This is a genomic window from Kitasatospora sp. NPDC056181, assembly GCF_042266225.1.
Classification (GTDB): Bacteria; Actinomycetota; Actinomycetes; order Streptomycetales; family Streptomycetaceae; genus Kitasatospora.
Genome location: NZ_JBHJUK010000005.1, coordinates 78,297 through 97,295, shown reverse-complemented (window position 1 = coordinate 97,295; position 18,999 = coordinate 78,297). Strand labels below are relative to the sequence as shown.

Here is an 18,999-nt window from a genome sequence, read left to right as displayed (position 1 = left end):
GCCCTGGCACGACCCCCCCCCCACCACCCCGGGCGACCACCCCCCCCGGCGCGCCCACCCCCCCGCCGCCCCCCCCCCCCCGGGCCGCGCGCTGGGGGGTTTGCCCCGCGCCCGCGGGCGTGGCCGTCGCGGGTGCGTCCGGGGTCAGTTGGCGCGGTCGAAGTCGATCGCGCTGTAGGCCCGCAGCTTGGACAGCTTGTGGGTGGAGTGGATCTCCCGGATGGTGCCGCTCTTGGAGCGCATGACCAGCGAGCTGGTGGTGGCGGTCTCCTGGCGGTAGTGGACGCCGCGCAGCAGCTCGCCGTCGGTGATGCCGGTGGCGACGAAGAACACGTTCTCGCCGCTGACCAGGTCGTCGGTGGTGAGGACGCGGTCCAGGTCGTGGCCGGCGTCGAGGGCCTTCTGGCGCTCGGCCTCGTCCTTGGGCCAGAGGCGGCCCTGGATGACGCCGCCCATGCACTTCATCGCGCAGGCGGCGATGATGCCCTCGGGGGTGCCGCCGACGCCCATCAGCAGGTCGACGCCGGTGCCCTCGCGGGCGGCCATGATGGCGCCGGCGACGTCGCCGTCGGAGATGAACTTGATCCGGGCGCCGGCCTCGCGGATCTCCTTGACCAGGCCCTCGTGGCGCGGGCGGTCCAGGATGACGACGGTGACGTCCTCCACGGCGCTGCCCTTGGCCTTGGCGACGCGACGGATGTTCACGGCGGCCGGGGCGGTGATGTCGACGAACTCGGCGGCCTCCGGGCCGGCGACGAGCTTGTCCATGTAGAAGACCGCGCTGGGGTCGAACATGGTGCCGCGGTCGGCCACGGCGAGCACCGCGACGGCGTTGTTCATGCCCTTGGCGGTCAGGGTGGTCCCGTCGACCGGGTCCACCGCGACGTCGCACTCGGCGCCCGTGCCGTCGCCGACCCGCTCGCCGTTGTAGAGCATCGGGGCTTCGTCCTTCTCGCCCTCGCCGATGACGACGACACCGTTCATGGAGACGGTGGAGACGAGCGTGCGCATGGCCTTGACGGCGGCGCCGTCGGCGCCGTTCTTGTCGCCACGGCCGACCCAGCGGCCGGCCGCCATGGCGGCGGCCTCGGTGACCCGGACGAGTTCGAGCGCGAGGTTCCGGTCGGGAGCCTCGGGCGCGACCTCCAGGGCGCTGGGGAGGTTGTGCGGGTACTGCGTGGTCATCGTCGTTACCTCTCTGTACGCGACGGCCAGTGAGCGCCCGACTACTGCCAGGTCGAACGCCGTGGTGAGGGTCCTGCGATCGTATCTGCCCACGAGATGACTGTCTGTGGCGCGGGTCGCCGCCCCCTGTCGGAAACATCGGCTTTGCCCCCGTTCACCCGTACGTGGCCACCCCGGGTGTCGGTGGCCGGGACCGGATGAGTCACCATGTGGGGGTGGCTGGAGAGAGCAGAGGCATGAGGGGCCGGCAGACGGTACGGGACATGGTCCTGTCGATGCTGGCGGTCGGCGCCGTGGTCTGGATCGGGTACCTGTTCCTGCCGCACGACGCGAGCGGTGACGGGGTCCACACGAAGGAGTACCGGGTGGCCGCGGCCTCGGCGAAGCGCGCCGCGCCGTACACCCTGCTCGTCCCGGAGGGCCTCTCCGACAAGTGGCGGGCCACCTCGGTGACCTACGACCCGGCGTCGCTGGGCAAGGGCAAGGGCAACGCCTGGCACCTGGGCTTCGTGACCCCGGCCGGCCAGTACGCGGCGATCGAGCAGAGCGACGTCGCCCGCGACATCCTGCTCGACGCGACGGTGGCCGGCGGCAAGCCGGACGGCACCTCCGAGGTGGCCGGGCAGTCCTGGGAGCGCCTCCAGGGCCCCAAGGAGCGCGCCCTCACGATCCAGACCGGCGGCGCCACCACGGTGCTCACCGGCACCGCCTCCTACGAGGAGCTGGCCGAGCTGGCGCAGGCCCTCAAGTAGCCCCGGACGTACGAGAAGGGCCCCGCACCGGACGGAACCGGTGCGGGGCCCTTCTGTACGCGTCACCGCATCAGACGGTGGTGACGACCTCGTCGTAGGCCAGGCGCGGCGAACGCGGGAACCAGGCGTCCTCGCCCGCCTTGCCGATGTTGACCACGGCCAGCACCGAGTGCTCGCCGTCGCCGAAGAACTCCTTGTTGATGGCGGCGGCGTCGTAGCCGGTCATCGGGCCGGCGGCCAGGCCGGCGGCGCGCACGCCGATGATGAAGTAGCCGGCCTGGAGGGCGCCGTTCATCGACGCGGAGGCCTCGCGGACCGGGCGCTCGGTGAAGAACATGTCCTTGGCCTGCGGGAAGTGCGGCAGCTGGGTCGGCAGCTCCTCGTGGAACTCGTTGTCCACGGCCAGGATGGCGACCAGCGGGGCGGCGGCGGTCTTGGCCTTGTTGCCGTCCGCCATGTGCTGCACGAGGCGCTCGCGGCCCTCGGCGGAGCGGACCAGGACGACGCGCAGCGGCTGCTGGTTGAAGGCGGTCGGGCCGAACTTGACCAGGTTGTAGATGGCCTGGATCTGCTCGTCGGAGACCGGCTCGTCGGTGAAGGTGTTGGCGGTGCGGGCCTCGCGGAAGAGCAGGTCCTGAGCGGCGGCGTCGAGTACCAGGGCGTCGGTGGTCATGCTTGTCTGCACCTCATGCGTCATTCGGGACGGGGTTCGTCTGGGCGACCGGCCGGGGCCGATCACAGGTTCCCAACATGTGTGAACATTCAACTGTTCCCTACGGAAATGTGATGTGCATCACTTGTCCGGCGCCCGACCCGCCCGTCCGGCGCCCGTCGGCCCGCTCTACTCGCCGGCGGGCCCGTCCTCCTCGGCCGCCAGCGCGGCGTCCAGCCGGGCCCGGGCGCCGTCCAGCCAGCGCTGGCAGACCTTCGCCAGCTGCTCACCGCGCTCCCAGAGCGCCAGCGACTCCTCCAGCGACGTGCCGCCGTTCTCCAGCTGCCGGACCACCTCCAGCAGCGCGTCCCGGGCGTGCTCGTACCCCAGCGCGTCGTCCGGCGTTGCGGGAACGGCCTGTTCCTCCTGCTGATCTGCCATTTCTCTCCTTACGGTGGGCCGCGCCTTCAGGTCGCGAGGAAAAGCATCGTTCGCCCCCGAGGGCCGTGGAACGGCGCGTCAGGCCGTGACCCCGCCCTCGGGCCGCGGGTCAGGGCCCGGCCGTCACGAGGCTCTCCGGAGCCGGGTGGGAGGCCGCCCCGTCCACGGGGTGGAGGAGCCACGGGAGCCAGCGTAGGGGCTGGCACCAACAGCCGGCCGCCCGCCGGGCGGATCCGCCCCGCACCCCGGCAAGGGCGGCGGGAAGCTCGGCCGCCGGCGCTCGCACCGCGTGCCGGAGCTCCTACCGGTCCGGGTCCTGAGCCCCCGCCGGGTCCTGAGCCCCCGCCGGGTCCTGAGCCCCCGCCGGGTCCTGAGCCCCGGCCACCGTCACGCCGAAGCCGCCGCCCGCCACCCGGGCGTGCAGCGCGTCGCCGGCCGCCACCTGTGCCGGGTCGGTCACCACGGTGCCGTCGGCCCGCTGGAGCACCGCGTAGCCGCGCTCCAGGGTGGCCGACGGGGAGAGCGCGACCACCCGGGCCAGCGTGTGCCCGAGGTCGCTCTGCGCGTGGTCCAGCCGGTGCCCGAGGGTGCGCCGGGCCCGCTCCAGCAGGGCCGCCACCTCCTGGCCGCGCCCGTCCAGCATCCGGTGCGGCACGGCGAGCGCCGGGCGGCTGCGGACGCCGTCCAGCCCGTGCTGCTCCCGGTCGACCCGGCCGAGGACGTGCCGCCGGGCCCGGTCCCGCAGGTTCCGGACCTTGGCCAGCTCCTCGCCGACGTCCGGGACCACCCGTTTGGCGGCGTCGGTCGGGGTGGAGGCGCGCAGGTCGGCGACGAAGTCCAGCAGCGGCTGGTCGGGCTCGTGGCCGATCGCGCTGACCACCGGCGTCCGGGCCGCCGCGACCAGCCGCACCAGCCCCTCGTCCGAGAACGGCAGCAGGTCCTCGACGCTGCCGCCGCCGCGGGCCACGATGATCACGTCGACCTCGGGGTGCTCGTCCAGCTCCCGCACCGCCGCGCTCACCCGCTCGACCGCGCTGACGCCCTGCACGGGCACGTTGCGCACCTCGAAGCGGACGGCGGGCCAGCGCCGCCGGGCGTTCTCCAGGACGTCCCGCTCGGCCGCCGAGCCGCGCCCGGTGACCAGCCCGACGCACTGCGGCAGGAACGGCAGCGGCCGCTTCCGGTCGGCCGCGAACAGGCCCTCCCCGGCGAGCCGCCGCTTCAGCTGCTCCAGCCGGGCCAGCAGCTCGCCCAGCCCGACCAGCCGGATCTCCGCCGCCCGCAGCGAGAGCTGGCCGCGTGCCGCGTACCACTCCGGCTTGGCGTGCACGACGACCCGCGAGCCCTCCTGCACCACGTCCGCGACCTGGTCGAAGACCGAGCGGAAGCACGTGACCGTCAGCGAGACGTCGGCCTGCGGGTCGCGCAGCGTCAGGAACACCACGCCCGCGCCCGGACGCCGGCTCAGCTGGGTGATCTGCCCCTCCACCCAGACCGCGCCGAGCCGGTCGATCCAGCCGCCGATCAGGGCGGAGACCTTGCCGACCGGGAGCGGGGCTTCGGGGGAGCTGGTGTTGGCCATGCGTACGAGGCTAGCGGCGCGCGCCGACACCGCCAGACCCGCGGCCGCGCTCCCCGGCGCCGTCGCCCTACCGGCGGATTCCCACGGCGGAGGTGCCCTGCACGACGAGGACGAGCAGCCCCACGCCCAGCCAGACGGCGCCCGTGATCTGCGCCGTCCGGGAGGCCTCGTAGACCACCGCCCCGATCACCGCGATGCCCAGCACCGGCACCACCACGTGCCGCAGCCAGTCCCGCGAGCCGTGCTTCACCGCGTACCAGCCGATGACCGAGGCCTGCAGCAGGGCGAAGCCGGTCAGCGCGCCGACGTTCACCACCGAGGTCAGCTGGTCCAGGCCGTCGTCCCGGTTGGCCGCCCAGACCGCCGCCCCCATCGTGATCACCGCCGCCACCAGCAGCGCCCGGCGCGGCACCGCGGTGGCCGGGTCCACCGTGCCGAGGGCCCGCGGCAGCCGCCCGTCCCGGCCCATCGCGTAGACCAGCCGCCCGGCCGCCGCCTGCCCGGCCAGGGCCGCGAACGCCGCGCCGACCGCCTTGCTCGTGGCGACCAGGACGTGCAGCCAGTGCCCGACACCGCTCTCCACCGTGTCGTAGAAGGCCGAGCCCTGGGCGGCCGGGTCGGCGGCCAGTTGCTGCGGGGTGACCGGCTCCAGCAGCGCCGCCAGGTAGGTCTGCGCCACGAACAGGACGCCGGCCAGCACCAGGCACCAGAGCAGGGCCCGGGCCACCGCCGCCGAGGCGCCGACCGCCTCCTCCACGAAGGTCGCGATCGCGTCGAAGCCCAGGTAGGAGAGCACCGCCACCGAGACCGCGGAGACCACCGCGGTCAGCGAGAAGCCGCCGACCGCGGTGAGCGGCGTGTCCCAGCCGCGCTGCGCGCCGTCCCGGACCAGCACCACCGTGGCCGCCACCAGGAACACCGCGAGCACCGCGACCTCCATCGCCAGCACGGCGAGGCCGGCCACCGCCGCCGTCCGCACCCCGGCCAGGTTGAGCGCGGTGGTCACCACGACGGCCAGCGCCGTCCACACCCAGCGGGACACGTCCGGCACCAGCGAGTGCAGCGCGATGCCGGAGAACAGGTACGCCACCGCCGGGATCAGCAGGTAGTCGAGCATCACCATCCAGCCGGCGATGAACCCGGGCGCCTCGCCCAGGCCGGCCCGCGCGTACGCGAACACCGAGCCGGTCTGCGGCACCGCCCGCACCATCTGGGCGTACGAGAAGGCGGTGAAGCCCATCGCGACGGTCGCCACCAGGTAGACCGCGGCCACCGCGCCGTGGCTCTTGACGTCCAGCACGCCGAACACGCCGACCGGTGCCATCGGGGCGATGAACAGCAGCCCGTACACCATCAGGTCGCGGACACCCAGGCTGCGCCGCAGGCCGCCGGCTTCGACTCGCTCGCTCATAACCTCCACATTTGAGCATCGGCGGCCGTTTCCGGTCCGAACGCGGCGCCCGTCGGCGCGGCTCGCCTCCGCCCGTACGATGGAGCCATGTCCAACACCGCGCAGCGCCGTGTCCTGCTCGCCGCCCCCCGGGGCTACTGCGCGGGCGTCGACCGCGCCGTGATCGCCGTGGAGAAGGCCCTGGAGCAGTACGGGGCGCCGATCTACGTCCGCAAGCAGATCGTCCACAACAAGTACGTGGTGCAGACCCTGGAGAAGCAGGGCGCGATCTTCGTCGACGAGACGGAGGAGGTGCCGGAGGGTTCGATCGTGGTGTTCTCCGCGCACGGAGTCGCGCCGTCCGTCCACGACGAGGCCAAGGCCGGCAAGCTCGCCACCATCGACGCCACCTGCCCGCTGGTCACCAAGGTGCACAAGGAGGCCGTCCGCTTCGCCGACGAGGGCTTCGACATCCTGCTGGTGGGCCACGAGGGCCACGAGGAGGTCGTCGGCACCATGGGCGAGGCCCCGGACCGGATCCACCTGGTGGACGGCGCCGAGGACGTCGCCAACGTGGAGGTCCGCGACGAGTCCAAGGTCGTCTGGCTCTCCCAGACCACGCTCTCGGTGGACGAGACCATGGCCACCGTCGGCGAGCTGAAGAAGCGCTTCCCGCTGCTGGTCAGCCCGCCCAGCGACGACATCTGCTACGCCACCCAGAACCGCCAGGTCGCCGTCAAGCAGATGGCGCCCGAGACGGACCTGCTGATCGTGGTCGGCTCGAAGAACTCCTCCAACTCCGTCCGCCTGGTCGAGGTCGGCCTGGAGTACGGCGCCAAGGCCGCCCACCTGGTGGACTTCGCCGAGGAGATCCAGGAGTCCTGGCTGGAGGGCGTCACCACGGTCGGCCTCACCAGCGGCGCCTCGGTGCCGGAGATCCTGGTCGAGGGCGTCCTGGACTGGCTGGCCGCCCGCGGCTACGGCGACGTGTCGACCGTCAAGACCGCCGAGGAACACCTGACCTTCTCGCTGCCCAAGGAGCTCCGCCGCGACCTGCGGTCCGAGGCCGCCGGCAAGCTGTAGACCCGACCCTCCGGAGAGCCCGGCGCCCTGTGGGTGCCGGGCTCTCCGCTGTGCGCGGCCGGGTGGGCTCTCGTAGTTTTGTGCCCAGGTGTGCACAGGCTGTGGAAAACCCCGGCCCGTGCGCGAACGGCTTCGGGTTGCGGCGGAGGGCGGTCGTCATGACGGCGGTATTCGGTGTGGACATCGGCGGTTCGGGCATCAAGGGCGCCCCCGTCGACCTCGGCCGGGGCGTGCTCGCCCAGGAGCGGCACAAGGTCCTCACCCCGCGGCCGTCCGCACCGGAGGCCGTGGTCGCCGCGGTCCGGGAGGTGGTCAGGCAGTTCGGCCACCGGGGCCCGGTCGGGCTGACCTTCCCCGGTGTGGTGGTGAACGGGCAGACCAGAACGGCGGCCAACGTCGACAAGGGCTGGATCGGCCTGGACGCCGCCGGCCTGTTCCGCGAGGCGCTCGACCTGCCGGCCACCGTCCTCAACGACGCCGACGCGGCCGGCTACGCCGAGCTCACCCACGGCGCCGGGCGCGACCAGGCGGGCGTGGTGCTGGTCCTCACCTTCGGCACCGGGATCGGCAGCGCCCTCTTCGTGGACGGCGTGCTGGTGCCCAACACCGAACTGGGCCACCTGGAACTGCGCGGCAAGGACGCCGAGCGGCGCGCCTCCTCGGCGGCCAAGGAGCGGCACGGGCTGAACTGGGAGCAGTGGGCGGGCCGGGTCGACGAGTACCTCGACCTGGTGGAGATGCTGTTCTCGCCGCAGCTGATCGTGATCGGCGGAGGGGTGAGCCGCAAGCACGAGAAGTTCATGCCGCTGCTGCGCGAGCGCGGGGCCAGGGTCGTCCCCGCGGAGCTGCGCAACGACGCGGGGATCGTCGGGGCGGCCATGGCGGCGGCGCGCGCCTGCGCCTGACCCTTCGCACCGCCCGGCCGGTCGTGCTGACGGGGGTGGCGGTCGGGCGCCCCCGTCAGCGGGCCCGGTGGATCCGGCGCTGGGCCACGAACCGGGCGAGGACGATCACGGCCGCCAGACCGGTGCCGGAGAACAGCCAGCCCGCCCGCAGGGCCAGGCCCGTCGCCAACGCCACCACGTGCGCGGTCACCCCCGAGGAGGCGATCGGGCCGAGCATCAGCAGCGAGACGGCGAAGGCGATCGGCCCGCTGATCGGCGCGGCCAGCAGGTCGGCGAAGCGGACCCGGACGGCCAGCTGGAAGCAGACCACCAGGTAGCCGATGCCGAACAGCACCCCGAGCCCGCCGAAGACCAGCCGGTCCAGGCCGGCCACCGCGACGGTGGCGACCAGGGCGGCCACGCCGGTGCCGACCGCGGTCAGCCGGGTCGGCCGTCCGGTGCGCCGGCGCCCGTAGAGGCGGCCGTTCGGGCGGCCGTCACCGCGGGCGCCGGTGCGTTCGGCCCCCTGTCCGTCGGTGCGCCCGCCCGCCCGTTCCCCGGTCCGGTCGCCGGGGTGCGGACCGAACGACAGGCGCAGCCGGGACCGGGCCCCGCCGGGGCGGGCGCGGTCGGGCGTGCCGGCCACGGGGCGTAGCCGGGAGGCGGGGGCCGCGGGGTCTCCGGCCGCCCCGGTGGTCTCGGGGGCCCGCCCGGGCCCGGGGACGGCGGCCCCGGCCGCGCCGTTCGGCGGACGGCGTCTGGGCCCTGGCGGCTGGGTTCGGATGCTCTGCTCCACCCGCCCAACGTACGGTCCGATCATCGCCACACTGTGTAATGGCCCCCCGGGCCTTGATCCGTGTCTTCGAACGGAGTACTGGTGTGATCATTGCCCGACCACTTCAGGGGGACGCGTGACCAGGGAATTCGCCTTCGAACGGCTGCACCACGTCCAGCTCGACATCCCGGCCGGCGCGGAGGACGACTGCCGCGCGTTCTGGCACGGCGTGCTCGGCATGACGGAGCTGGCCAAGCCCCCGGTGCTGGCCGCCCGCGGCGGCTGCTGGTTCCGCGGCGGCGGGGTCGAGGTGCACCTGGGCGTGGTGCCGGAGTTCCGGCCCTCCCGCAAGGGGCACCCGGGCATCCAGGTGCAGGCGCTGGACGCGCTCGCCGAGCGGCTGGCCGCCCGTGGTCACGAGGTCGTCTGGGACGACAACCTGCCCGGCCACCGCCGCTTCCACTCCAGTGACGGCCTCGGCAACCGCCTGGAGTTCCTGGAGCCGCTACCGGCGGACGCCGACGTCTGACCGGCTGCCCGTAGACTGGGCGATCGGCCCGCACGGTGCCGACCCAACTCCTCCAAGCCCACGGGACTGCGCTTCATGTCGCTCACGATCGGAATCGTCGGCCTGCCGAACGTCGGCAAGTCGACCCTGTTCAACGCCCTGACCAAGAACGACGTGCTGGCGGCCAACTACCCGTTCGCCACCATCGAGCCGAACGTCGGCGTCGTCGGCGTCCCGGACGAGCGGCTGGCCAAGCTGGCCGAGATCTTCGGCTCGCAGCGCATCCTCCCGGCCACCGTCGACTTCGTCGACATCGCGGGCATCGTGCGCGGCGCCAGCGAGGGCGAGGGCCTAGGCAACAAGTTCCTCGCCAACATCCGCGAGTCGGACGCGATCTGCCAGGTCGTGCGCGCCTTCACCGACCCGGACGTGGTGCACGTGGACGGCAAGGTGTCGCCCAAGGACGACATCGAGACCATCCACACCGAGCTGATCCTGGCCGACCTCCAGACCATCGAGAAGGTGCTGCCCCGGCTCCAGAAGGAGGCGCGCCTGAAGAAGGACACCGCCCCCGTCCTGGCCGCCGCCGAGGCCGCCCAGGCGGTCCTGGAGACCGGCAAGACCCTCTTCGAGGCCGGCTTCGACACCGCCCCGATCCGCGAGCTGCACCTGCTGACCGCCAAGCCCTTCCTCTACGTCTTCAACGTGGACGAGGACGAGCTGGGCGACGAGGACTTCAAGAACGCCCAGCGCGAGCTGGTCGCCCCGGCCGAGGCGATCTTCCTCAACGCCAAGATCGAGTCCGAGCTGATCGAGCTGGACGACGCCGAGGCCCTGGAGCTGCTCCAGTCGATGGGCCAGGACGAGCCCGGCCTCGCCACCCTCGCCCGCGTCGGCTTCAACACCCTCGGCCTGCAGACCTACCTCACGGCCGGTCCGAAGGAAACCCGCGCCTGGACCATCAAGAAGGGCGCCACCGCCCCCGAGGCGGCCGGTGTGATCCACACCGACTTCCAGAAGGGCTTCATCAAGGCCGAGGTCATCTCCTTCGCCGACCTGGTCGAGACCGGCTCCATCGCCGAGGCCCGCTCGAAGGGCAAGGCCCGCATCGAGGGCAAGGAGTACGTCATGCAGGACGGCGACGTGGTGGAGTTCCGCTTCAACGTGTGATGGACCGTCGGGGACTTCGCCCGGCCTTCGCGCAAGCGGGCCTGGCGTCGTTTCCGGTCCGCGCGGGCGGAACGCCGCGGCGGCCGTAGCGGCGCACCGTCCTGGGGTGGCAAACGGGAGGCGCCCCGGGCATCGGCCTGGGGCGCCTCCCGTCCTCGTCGTGGTCGACGACTCGCGTCGCCGGCTCAGCTCTCGTAGTGGTAGCGGCACTGGGCGATCAGGATCGAATCGTCGGTGACCTTGTAGATCAAGCGGTGCTCGTCATTGATCCGACGTGACCAGTACCCCTGGAACCCGTGCTTGAGCGGTTCCGGTTTGCCGATTCCCTCGTTGCCGTTGCGCGCGACGTCGGCAACGAGCGTGTTGATCCGTTTGAGGATCTTGCGGTCCTGGACCTGCCACCACAGGTAGTCCTCCCAGGCCCGGGAGGCGAAGGTGATCTTCACTCCGGGTCCGCCAGATCCCGTACGACCCCTCCGCCGTTCTCCAGCTCCTCGATGGAGGCCAGGAGGCGGCGGGCGTTCGCAGGGCTGCGCAGCAGGTAGGCGGTCTCCTTGAGGGACTGGTAGTCCTCCAGCGAGACTATGACCACCGGTTCGTGCCCGGCGCGAGTGATCACGATCTCCTCGCGGTCGTCCGTCACCGCGTTCAGTACCTCGGCGTAGCGTGCGCGGGACTCCGAGTAGGTCATCGTCTTCATGGCGCGGCTCCTCCGATAGGTACAGGAAATTGTACGTCCGGGCTTCAGTGGCGACAAGGGTGCCGGCGCCGCTGCGCCCTCCAGGACCCGCCCCTTCCGCTGCGCCGCCCCGGCCTCTTTTCCGTGCGGGCCCCGGCCCGGAGTGTCCCCCGGGCCGGGCGGCGGGGCAGATGAGTACGCGTACTCATGTGCGCGGCGGGTGCCGCTCGGCAGACTCCGTGACATGGAGAGCCAGCCTTCGGACCGCCCCGCACCGCCCGGTGACGGGCCGTCACGCCCTTGGGAGCCCGGCGGGGCGTCCCGCTGCCCCGACTGCGGGGCCGAGCTCGGCGAGCGGCCGCCTGCGCGGTGCCTCTCGTGCCGGCTGCCGCTGCGCGGTGACGTCGCGGCGCGGCTCTGGCGGGTCGAGCAGGGCCTGGCGGCGGTCGAGGAGCGTCGGGGGCAGTTGCTGGCCCAGCGGGAGGAACTGCTCGTCGCACTCCGCGCGCTCAGGTACGCCCCGGACCCGGCGCCCGTGCCGGGGGCCGGGTCGGTGTGGGCCGGCCCGCAGGGCGGGCGGCAGGCCGAGGTCTCCGGGCGGTCCGCGCAGACCGCGCTGCTGGTGCTCGGCGGTGCCCTCGTGGTGGTCGCCGCGCTGGTGTTCACCGTCGTCAGCTGGGGCCACCTGGGGATCGGCGGCCGTGCCGCCGTCCTGTTCGCGCTGACCGGATGCGCCCTCGCCGCGCCGCTCCCGCTGCGCCGCAGGGGACTCGCGGCCACCGCGGAGACCTGCGCCACCATCGGACTCGTCCTGGTGCTGCTGGACTGCTACGCCATGCGCGCCGGGGGCCTGGCCGGCGCGGGCGCCGTCGGGGCGCCCGGCTACTGGGCGGCGTGCACCGCCCTGGTCGCCGCCGGTTCGGCGGTGTACGGCGGTGCGACGCGGATGCGGGCGCCGCTGGTGGCGGGCTTCCTGCTCGGCCGGCTGCCCGCACTGCTCGCCGTCCACGCGGTCGGGCTGGGCGGTCTCCTCGGCAACGCCACCGCGCTGGCCGCCACGACGGCCGCGGACTACGGGGTGCTCCGCTGGGCGTCCGCCCGCGACGGGCTGCGCGGCCGGCTCCGTCTCGACGGGCTGCTGCCGCCGGCCGGCGCGATCGCCGCGTTGTGGGGCCTGGCGGGCGGCGCGCTCGCCGTGGAGGCGTCGCTGGTGGCCGTGGTGCGCCGGACGGCGGCCGCCGTGGACGGCGGGACGATGGCGCCGGTCTGGGCCTGGCTTCCGCTCGGCGTACTCGCGCTGGTGGCGCTGGCCGTGGCGCGGCCGTACCCGGGGCCCGGGATTCCCGGGCTGACCGTCGGCGCCCGGGGGCTGGCGGCCGCTGTGGCCGGGGCGGCCGTCCTGGCGGCCGCGGGGGGACCGCTCGGCGCGCTCCTGCCGGCCGACTGGTGTGCGGTCGGCTACATGGTGCCGGCCGCGCTGCTCGCCGTCGGCGCGGGCGCGGCGCTCTCCCCGCGGGGCGCGCGTCCGTCCGGTGGGCCGGGAGCGGGCACCCCGGGCGTCGTCCCGACCGGACTGTTCCGGGCGGCGGGGCTGGTCCTGCTGGCCGGGTCGTTCCTGCCGCTCACCCGGCTGGTGCCCGCCCTCTTCGAGCCGCTCGCGCACCTCGCCGCCGCCTGGACAGCCCCGGCCCCGGCCGCACCCGCCTGGGCCTGGAAGGTCCCGGCGGCCGGGCTGACCGGCTACTGGCTGCTGATCGGGACCCTCGCAGCCCTCCGGGCGCTCGACGCCGAGGTCCTCCGGCCCGTGAGGCCCGAGCAGTCCGTGCAGTCCGTGCAGTCCGAGCACCCTGAGCACCCTGAGCAGTCCGCCAAGCCTGAGCTCCCCGTGCAGCCCGCGAAGTCCGAGCGGCCCGGGGCGCCCGGGGCCACGGCCCGGCCGGAGGGGCCGCCGGCCTGGACGGACCCGGTCCTCGCGGTGGCCGCAGTCCCCGGGCTGGCCCTGCTGCCGGTGGCGTTCGGGCTGCCGTACGGCGCGGCGGCCGGCACCGCTGCCGCGCTGGCCGTCGCCGCCGCCGGGTGTGCGGTGCTCCGCCCGGCCAGGCCGGCCGGACCGGCCGCGCTGGTGGTGGCCGCCGCCCTCGCCCTGCTCTGGGCGCTCGCCGACCGCCCGGCCACGATCCTCGTGCTCGCCCTGGGCGCCGTCCTCGCCACGGCCCTGACGGTGACCCTGGCATCGACCAGGATCTCGGCCCGCATCTCGGCATGGATCACGGCCCGCAACCCGGCGGCGGGGGCGGCGCGCGCCACCACGGCAGGCGGGCTGCGGGCCGACGTCACGGCGGTCTGCGCCGTGCTGGCGCTGGGCGGGGAGGCGGTGGCCGCCGGGGCGACGGCGGGGCTCGCGCTCCCCGACATCGTGCTCGCCCTGCTCGCGGTCGCCGTCGGCTCGGCCCCGGTCGCGGCCCGGATCTCACCGCGACAGGTCTCCCGGGCGGTCGAGGGCACCGGCTACCTCCTGGCGGCCGTCGCCTGCACGCTGACGGCCGGCCACCCCGAGCGGCTCGCCCTCGTGCTGACCGTGGCCGGGGTGGCCGGGCTCGGGGTCGCGCTGCGCGCCGACCGCCGCCGGGCGGCCACCGTCACGGCGGTCGTCCTGCTGATCGCCGCCTCCTGGCTGCGGCTGGCGCTCTGGGACGTGCGGACGCCCGAGGCCTACAGCCTGACGGTGGCGTCGGCGGCCCTGGTGCTCGGCGTGCTCCGGCGCCGGCGTGATGCCGGTGCCAACTCCTGGGCGGCGTACGGTCCGGGGCTGGTGCTCGGGCTGGCGCCCAGCCTGGTCGCGGTCTGGGCCGACGGGCACTGGCTGCGTCCGCTGCTGCTGGGCGGCGCGGCCGCCCTGGTGACCGTGCTGGGGGTCAGGCACCGGTTGCAGGGCCCGCTGCTGCTGGGCGGTGCGGTGCTGCTGCTCGTCGGCGTGCACGAGTTGGCGCCCACGGTCGTCCAGGTGCTCGGCCTGGTGCCGCGCTGGGTGCCGCTGGCCGCCGTCGGACTCCTGCTGCTCGCCCTGGGGGCGACGTACGAGCAGCGGCTGCGGGACGCCCGCCGCCTGCGGGCGGCGCTCGGCCGGCTGGGCTGACGGGGACTCCCCGCCCACGGGACGAACGGCGGACGGGCCGGGACGGAGCAGGTGCTGCCGTCCCGGCCCGCCGGCCCGCCGGCCTCGTGCGGAGGGTGCGGTGCGGAGGGTGCGGTCGGCTCAGCGGTCGCAGAGGGCGGTGGTGACGAGGCGGGTCATCGCGTCGCCGGCCGCCGCGGGAAGGGTGACGCTGGCGTTGACGGCCAGGGTGAGCTGCCGGCGTCCGTCCTTCGAGGTGAAGCTGAAGGTCGTGTAGCCGGCGACGCTGCCGGTGTGGCCGACCACGCGGCTGCCGTCCGCGCAGGCGGGGCGGGCCTCCAGGCCGAGCCCGTAGGTGCGGTGGTCGTCCCGGTCGGTCTGCTGCATCTCCTGCATCGCGCGCAGCTGCTCCGGCGGCAGCAGCTCGCCGCCGAACAGGGCCCGGTAGAACCGGTTCAGGTCGGAGGTGGTGGAGACGATCCCGCCGGCCGCCCAGTAGACGGAGGGGTTGAAGGCGGTGAGGTCGACCGGCGCGGCGCCCGGTCCGGCGAGCCACTCGTAGCCGTGCAGCTGCGGGCCGGGGAGCCGGTCGGAGCCGGGCAGCGACGTGTTTCTCAGGTGCAGCGGGTGCAGGATCCGCCGGGTGATCTCCTGGCTCAGGGAGCGGCCGGTGGTGTGCTCGACCAGCAGGCCGAGGACGAAGTAGTTGGTGTTGGAGTAGCCCCAGGAGGTGCCCGGCGCGAACTTCGGGCCGTGCTGCACGGCCAGGCCGATCAGCTGCTCCGGGGTGTAGGTGGTGTGCTGGGCGGCCTGCACGGCGCCGGGATCGGCCAGCAGCAGCTCGATGAAGTCGGTGAGCCCGGCGGTGTGGTTGAGCAGCCGGCGGACGGTGATGTGGTCGCCGTTCGGCAGCAGGCCGGGAAGGTGGCGCTCGATCGGGTCGTCCAGCCCGATCCGGCCCTCGGCCACCAGCTGGAGCACCACGGTGGAGGTGAAGCTCTTGGTCACGCTGCCGGCGCGGAACCTGTCCGAGGCCTGCGGGCGCTGCCGGCCGGCCAGGTCGGCGTATCCGCTGACGCCCTGCCAGGTGCCGCGCTCGTCCCGGATCTCGGCGATCGCGCCGGGAGCCCCGCCGGCCACCGCCGCGTCGAGCGCCTGCTGGAGCGCGGCCCGGTCGGCGGCCCGATCGGCGGGGCGGCCCTGCGCGACGGCGGAGCCGCCGAGCGGCGCGGCGACGGCCGGTGCGGCGGCGGGGACGAGGACGGCGGCGGCTATGAGCGCCGCGAGTGCCGCGGACTTGCGGTTCATCTGGGACCCCCCGTGGTCGTTGTCGGTACGGCACCAACGTAGGGCACCGGGGGCCGCCCGAGGATCATGGAAGGAGGAGCCGCGGGCCTGGTTTCCCCCTGATACGGGGTCATGGTTCCGTCAGGGGTGGCCCTGATGGTCCAGGCCGGAGCGGGTGGCCGGGGCGCGGATGTCGCCGGCCGCCGGCCGCCCCGGTGACGGGTGGAAATCGGAATGTCGTCTCTTACTTCTCCTGCGCCGTAGGCGAGTTGATCAATCCGTGTGACCATGTCGCTGGCTGCCGATCATCGACTCGGGGGCGGACGCACGGCCGTGACCACGCCGGCGTCGTCACCCCGGCCGGCGGCCTCCGTATCTCCGCCGCCCGTCGCAGCGATGCGCGGGCGCGTACTCCGCGCGATCACAGGGGGAATTTCATGACTCGTCCGAACAGGCCTGCCCTGAGCCGCCGCACACTCCTGGGCGGCACCGCGGCGGCCGGGGTCGGCGCCGTCCTGGCGTCCGGCACCGCTGCCGCGGCGGACTCGGAGCGTCGGCGCAACCCGATCGACCAGGCCGCGGTCGACGCCGTCGCAGCCCGGCTCGACGGCGACCTGATCGCGCTGCGGCGCGACCTCCACCAGCACCCGGAGACGACGGGGAAGGAGACGTACACCGCGGCCGCGGTGGCCGCGCGGCTGCGCGCCGCGGGCCTCGACGTGACCACCGGGGTGGGCCGCACGGTGAAGGACGGCAAGGAGGTGCCCGGCACCGGGGTGGTCGCGGTCCTGAGGGGCTCGCGCCCCGGGCGGACGGTGGCGTACCGGGCCGACATGGACGCGGTGCCCGGTGACGGGATCGTGCCCAAGGTGCCGGGTCCTCCGGCGCCGAACCAGCCGCCGGCGCACGCCTGCGGGCACGACCTCCACACCACGGTGGGCGTCGGCGTCGCCCAGACGCTGGCGCAGCTGCGGCACCGGTTGAGCGGCACGGTCGTGTTCTTCTTCCAGCCGGGCGAGGAAGGCCTGGTGGGCGCCCGGGCGATGATCGACGACGGGGTGCTGGAGACCACCGGCGCGGAGGAGATCCACGCCCTGCACTGCGGGCCGTACCCGGTGGGGCAGTTCGCCGTGACGCCGGGCAGCGGGCTGCCGGGCCAGGACTGGGCCGCCGTCACGCTGGCCGGGCCGGACGCGACCGCGGCGGCGGGCCGGCTGAAGGCCGAGATCGGCCGGCTCAGCACGGTCGCCCTGCCGCAGGGGCCCGCGGACCTGGAGAAGATGGTCGCGGACGTGCAGACGCCGGACGGGCCGCTGGCCCGGTTCGTGGTGACCGGGGGTAGGGTCAACGACCCGGATGCCGAGGGTCGGGTCAGGCTCGACGTGAAGTTCCGCTGCTGGCCGCAGGAGCGCAACGTCGAGATCCGGGAGAGGATCCGCCAGCTGGCGCAGTCGTACCCGGGGGCGGTGGTCACGTATCCGCGGGATCCGTTCCCGGCCCTGGTCTGCCCCGAGGACGACGCCAACGCCCTGGCCCGGCACCTGCGCCGGACGCTCGGCTCCGGCGGGGTGACGGTGAACCACGCCGCCTTCCCGTTCAACGGGGAGGACTACGCGCTGTTCATGGAGCGCATCCCGGGGACCTACACCTTCCTCGGGGTCCGCACGCCGGGCAGCGGGATCGAGACGAGCTACCCGCACTACGAGACGTTCGCCCCGGACGAGCGGGCCATCGGCGTCGGCGTCCGGGCGATGGCCGGCTGGCTCGCCACCCGCACCCGTCGCTACGGCGTGTCTGATAATTGATCTTGTGGCAGGTCGAGGCGAGTTGACGGATGCGGCGTGGGAGCGGATAGCGCCCTTGTTGCCGCAGGTGGACGGGCGTGGCCGTCCGTGGCGTGATCACCGGCAGGTGGTCAACGGTGTGCTGTGGCGGCTGCGGACCGGGGCGCCGTGGCGCGATCTCCCGGAGCGGTACGGGCCGTGGCAGACCGTCTACGAGCGTTTCGCCCGCTGGGAGGCGGACGGCACGTGGGCGAAGCTGCTGGAGCACGTCCAGGTCCGCGACGACGCGGTGGGCCGGGTGGAGTGGACCGTCGCCGTCGACTCCACGGTTAACCGAGCCCACCAGCACGCCGCCGGCGCCCGCAAAAAGGGGCCGCAGACGGGGACGAACTGGAAGATCCGGGCCGCTCGCAGACGCGCCAGGCCCTCGGCCGGTCCCGAGGAGGGCTGACCACCAAAGTCCACCTCGCCGTCGACGGCCGCGGACTGCCGCTGTCGATCGTGCTCACACCGGGCAACATCAACGACGCCACCGCGTTCGGCCGGGTCCTCGACGGGATCCGTGTCCCGCGCGCCGGCACGGGCCGCCCGCGCACGAGACCGGAGCGCGTGCTGGGCGACAAGGCCTACTCGAGTCGGGCGATCCGCCACCTGCTGCGGCGCCGGGGCATCGCCGTCACGATCCCCGAGCGCCGCGACCAGGTGGACAACCGCCGACGGCGCGGAGCCCTCGGCGGCCGGCCGCACACCTTCGACCGGGTCCTCTACCGCGACCGCAACGTGGTCGAACGGTGCTTCGCCCGCCTCAAGCAGTTCCGCGCGATCGCCACGCGCTTCGACAAACTCGCCGACCGCTACCGCGCCGGAGTCGTCCTGGCCTCACTGATCCTCTGGCTCCGCGAACCAGGCAGATGATCATTTGTCAGACACGCCTTAGGGGCCCGTCCCCGGGCTCCCGTCGGCCGGGCGCTTGAACTCCCGCATGCCGGGCGCTTGAAGACGGCACCCGGGCTCCGCAGGGCCGGCGCCCGGGTGCCGGCCCCGCGGGTGGGCGTCAGGCGATGTGGACGGTCAGGGTGCCGTCGCCGGCGGCCGTGACGGTCACGCCCTCCAGGGTGGCGGCGTGTGCGGTCGGGTGGTGGGCGGCGGCGCGGGGGCCGATGCCGACGACGGGGATGCCGGCGGCCTTGGCGGCGGCGATGCCGGCCTCGGAGTCCTCGAAGGCGAGGCAGTCGGCGGGGGAGAGGCCGAGGGCGGCCGCGCCCTTCAGGAAGCCCTCGGGGTCGGGCTTGCCCGCGCCGACCGATTCGGCGGTGATCAGGACCGGCGGGAGCGGGAGGCCGGCGGCGGCCATCCGGACCTCGGCGAGCGGCTCGTCGGCGGAGGTGACCAGGGCGTGCGGGAGGCCGGCCAGCGCGGCGAGGAACGCGGCGGCGCCGGGGACGGGTACGACGCCCTCGGTGTCGGCCCGCTCCTCGGCGAGCATGCGGCGGTTCTCGGCGAGGTTGACGTCGGCCGGGCGCCCGGGAAGCAGGACGGCCATGGTGGTGTGGCCCTGGCGGCCGTGGGCGATGCGGAGCACCTCGATCGGGTCGAGGCCGTGCTCCCGGGCCCAGCGGCGCCAGCAGCGTTCGACGACGGCGTCGGAGTTGACCAGGGTGCCGTCCATGTCCAGCAGGAGGGCGCGGGTGGCCATCGGCAGGCCGGGGGTG

General features: G+C 74.3%; 17 protein-coding genes and 1 pseudogene. 8 read left to right on the top strand and 10 right to left on the bottom strand.

Translation table 11 applies throughout. The features are described 5' to 3' along the window. Positions 1–144: 144 nt before the first annotated feature. Entirely contained in the window at positions 145–1,185 is a 1,041-nt protein-coding gene (gene glpX, locus ACFC1F_RS04120) for a class II fructose-bisphosphatase (RefSeq protein WP_148643103.1), read from the bottom strand. A gap of 197 nt (positions 1,186–1,382) precedes the next feature. Between glpX and ACFC1F_RS04115 the strand changes: the two genes are divergently transcribed. Further along, positions 1,383–1,937: a DUF4245 domain-containing protein gene (locus ACFC1F_RS04115; protein WP_376155506.1), complete on the top strand. Its 555-nt coding sequence runs from the start codon at positions 1,383–1,385 to the stop codon at positions 1,935–1,937. Positions 1,938–2,007: 70 nt separating this feature from the next. Here the strand turns inward: ACFC1F_RS04115 and ACFC1F_RS04110 are convergent, their stop codons facing one another. From ACFC1F_RS04110 to ACFC1F_RS04095, 4 genes are all read right to left on the bottom strand, one after another. After that, positions 2,008–2,610, bottom strand: coding sequence for a malonic semialdehyde reductase (locus ACFC1F_RS04110; protein ID WP_376155504.1), 603 nt, complete (start codon positions 2,608–2,610; stop codon positions 2,008–2,010). A 168-nt stretch (positions 2,611–2,778) separates the two neighbouring features. Further along, positions 2,779–3,030, bottom strand: coding sequence for an exodeoxyribonuclease VII small subunit (locus ACFC1F_RS04105; protein WP_148643100.1), 252 nt, complete (start codon positions 3,028–3,030; stop codon positions 2,779–2,781). Positions 3,031–3,331: 301 nt separating this feature from the next. Beyond that, positions 3,332–4,612, bottom strand: a complete 1,281-nt coding sequence (gene xseA, locus ACFC1F_RS04100; RefSeq protein WP_376155502.1) for an exodeoxyribonuclease VII large subunit — start codon at positions 4,610–4,612, stop codon at positions 3,332–3,334. A gap of 67 nt (positions 4,613–4,679) precedes the next feature. After that, complete coding sequence (locus tag ACFC1F_RS04095; RefSeq protein ID WP_376155500.1) at positions 4,680–6,023, bottom strand: APC family permease; 1,344 nt, start codon at positions 6,021–6,023, stop codon at positions 4,680–4,682. Positions 6,024–6,110: 87 nt separating this feature from the next. Between ACFC1F_RS04095 and ACFC1F_RS04090 the strand changes: the two genes are divergently transcribed. Together ACFC1F_RS04090 and ppgK are read left to right on the top strand one after the other, a co-directional pair. Next, positions 6,111–7,085, top strand: a complete 975-nt coding sequence (locus ACFC1F_RS04090; RefSeq protein ID WP_148643097.1) for a 4-hydroxy-3-methylbut-2-enyl diphosphate reductase — start codon at positions 6,111–6,113, stop codon at positions 7,083–7,085. Positions 7,086–7,243: 158 nt separating this feature from the next. Next, the gene (gene ppgK / locus ACFC1F_RS04085; RefSeq protein ID WP_209417172.1) at positions 7,244–7,990 is read left to right on the top strand and encodes a polyphosphate--glucose phosphotransferase; all 747 of its coding nucleotides are present in this window, start codon (positions 7,244–7,246) and stop codon (positions 7,988–7,990) included. Between the two features lie 55 nt (positions 7,991–8,045). Here ppgK and ACFC1F_RS04080 read toward each other — a convergent pair whose 3' ends face one another. Then, positions 8,046–8,615 carry a DUF6542 domain-containing protein gene (locus ACFC1F_RS04080; RefSeq protein WP_376155498.1) on the bottom strand — a complete coding sequence of 190 codons (570 nt, stop codon included), beginning with the start codon at positions 8,613–8,615 and terminating at the stop codon, positions 8,046–8,048. A gap of 265 nt (positions 8,616–8,880) precedes the next feature. Between ACFC1F_RS04080 and ACFC1F_RS04075 the strand changes: the two genes are divergently transcribed. Then, positions 8,881–9,273, top strand: coding sequence for a glyoxalase (locus tag ACFC1F_RS04075; RefSeq protein WP_376155496.1), 393 nt, complete (start codon positions 8,881–8,883; stop codon positions 9,271–9,273). 75 nt (positions 9,274–9,348) lie between these two features. Next, the gene (gene ychF, locus ACFC1F_RS04070; protein WP_209417170.1) at positions 9,349–10,422 is read left to right on the top strand and encodes a redox-regulated ATPase YchF; all 1,074 of its coding nucleotides are present in this window, start codon (positions 9,349–9,351) and stop codon (positions 10,420–10,422) included. 185 nt (positions 10,423–10,607) lie between these two features. On the opposite strand, the gene ACFC1F_RS04065 is transcribed toward ychF, so the two are convergent. Both ACFC1F_RS04065 and ACFC1F_RS04060 read right to left on the bottom strand, forming a co-directional pair. Continuing rightward, a complete protein-coding gene (locus tag ACFC1F_RS04065; protein ID WP_376155494.1) occupies positions 10,608–10,868 on the bottom strand; it encodes a Txe/YoeB family addiction module toxin in 261 nt (86 codons plus the stop codon). Beyond that, the gene (locus tag ACFC1F_RS04060; RefSeq protein ID WP_376155492.1) at positions 10,865–11,122 is read right to left on the bottom strand and encodes a type II toxin-antitoxin system Phd/YefM family antitoxin; all 258 of its coding nucleotides are present in this window, start codon (positions 11,120–11,122) and stop codon (positions 10,865–10,867) included. The genes ACFC1F_RS04065 and ACFC1F_RS04060 overlap by 4 nt, the downstream gene beginning before the upstream one ends. A 223-nt stretch (positions 11,123–11,345) precedes the next feature. On the opposite strand from ACFC1F_RS04060, the gene ACFC1F_RS04055 reads away from it, so the two are divergent. Next, positions 11,346–14,237: an SCO7613 C-terminal domain-containing membrane protein gene (locus tag ACFC1F_RS04055; RefSeq protein WP_376155490.1), complete on the top strand. Its 2,892-nt coding sequence runs from the start codon at positions 11,346–11,348 to the stop codon at positions 14,235–14,237. Positions 14,238–14,357: 120 nt separating this feature from the next. Here ACFC1F_RS04055 and ACFC1F_RS04050 read toward each other — a convergent pair whose 3' ends face one another. Beyond that, complete coding sequence (locus ACFC1F_RS04050; protein WP_376155488.1) at positions 14,358–15,524, bottom strand: serine hydrolase domain-containing protein; 1,167 nt, start codon at positions 15,522–15,524, stop codon at positions 14,358–14,360. A 416-nt stretch (positions 15,525–15,940) separates the two neighbouring features. Here ACFC1F_RS04050 and ACFC1F_RS04045 point away from each other — a divergent pair, with 416 nt between their 5' ends. Next, complete coding sequence (locus ACFC1F_RS04045) at positions 15,941–17,308, top strand: M20 family metallopeptidase (protein ID WP_376155486.1); 1,368 nt, start codon at positions 15,941–15,943, stop codon at positions 17,306–17,308. Between the two features lie 4 nt (positions 17,309–17,312). Then, positions 17,313–18,224: pseudogene (locus ACFC1F_RS04040) on the top strand (IS5 family transposase). A 117-nt stretch (positions 18,225–18,341) separates the two neighbouring features. Here the strand turns inward: ACFC1F_RS04040 and ACFC1F_RS04035 are convergent. Beyond that, a complete protein-coding gene (locus tag ACFC1F_RS04035; protein WP_376155577.1) occupies positions 18,342–18,983 on the bottom strand; it encodes an HAD-IA family hydrolase in 642 nt (213 codons plus the stop codon). Positions 18,984–18,999: the final 16 nt, after the last annotated feature.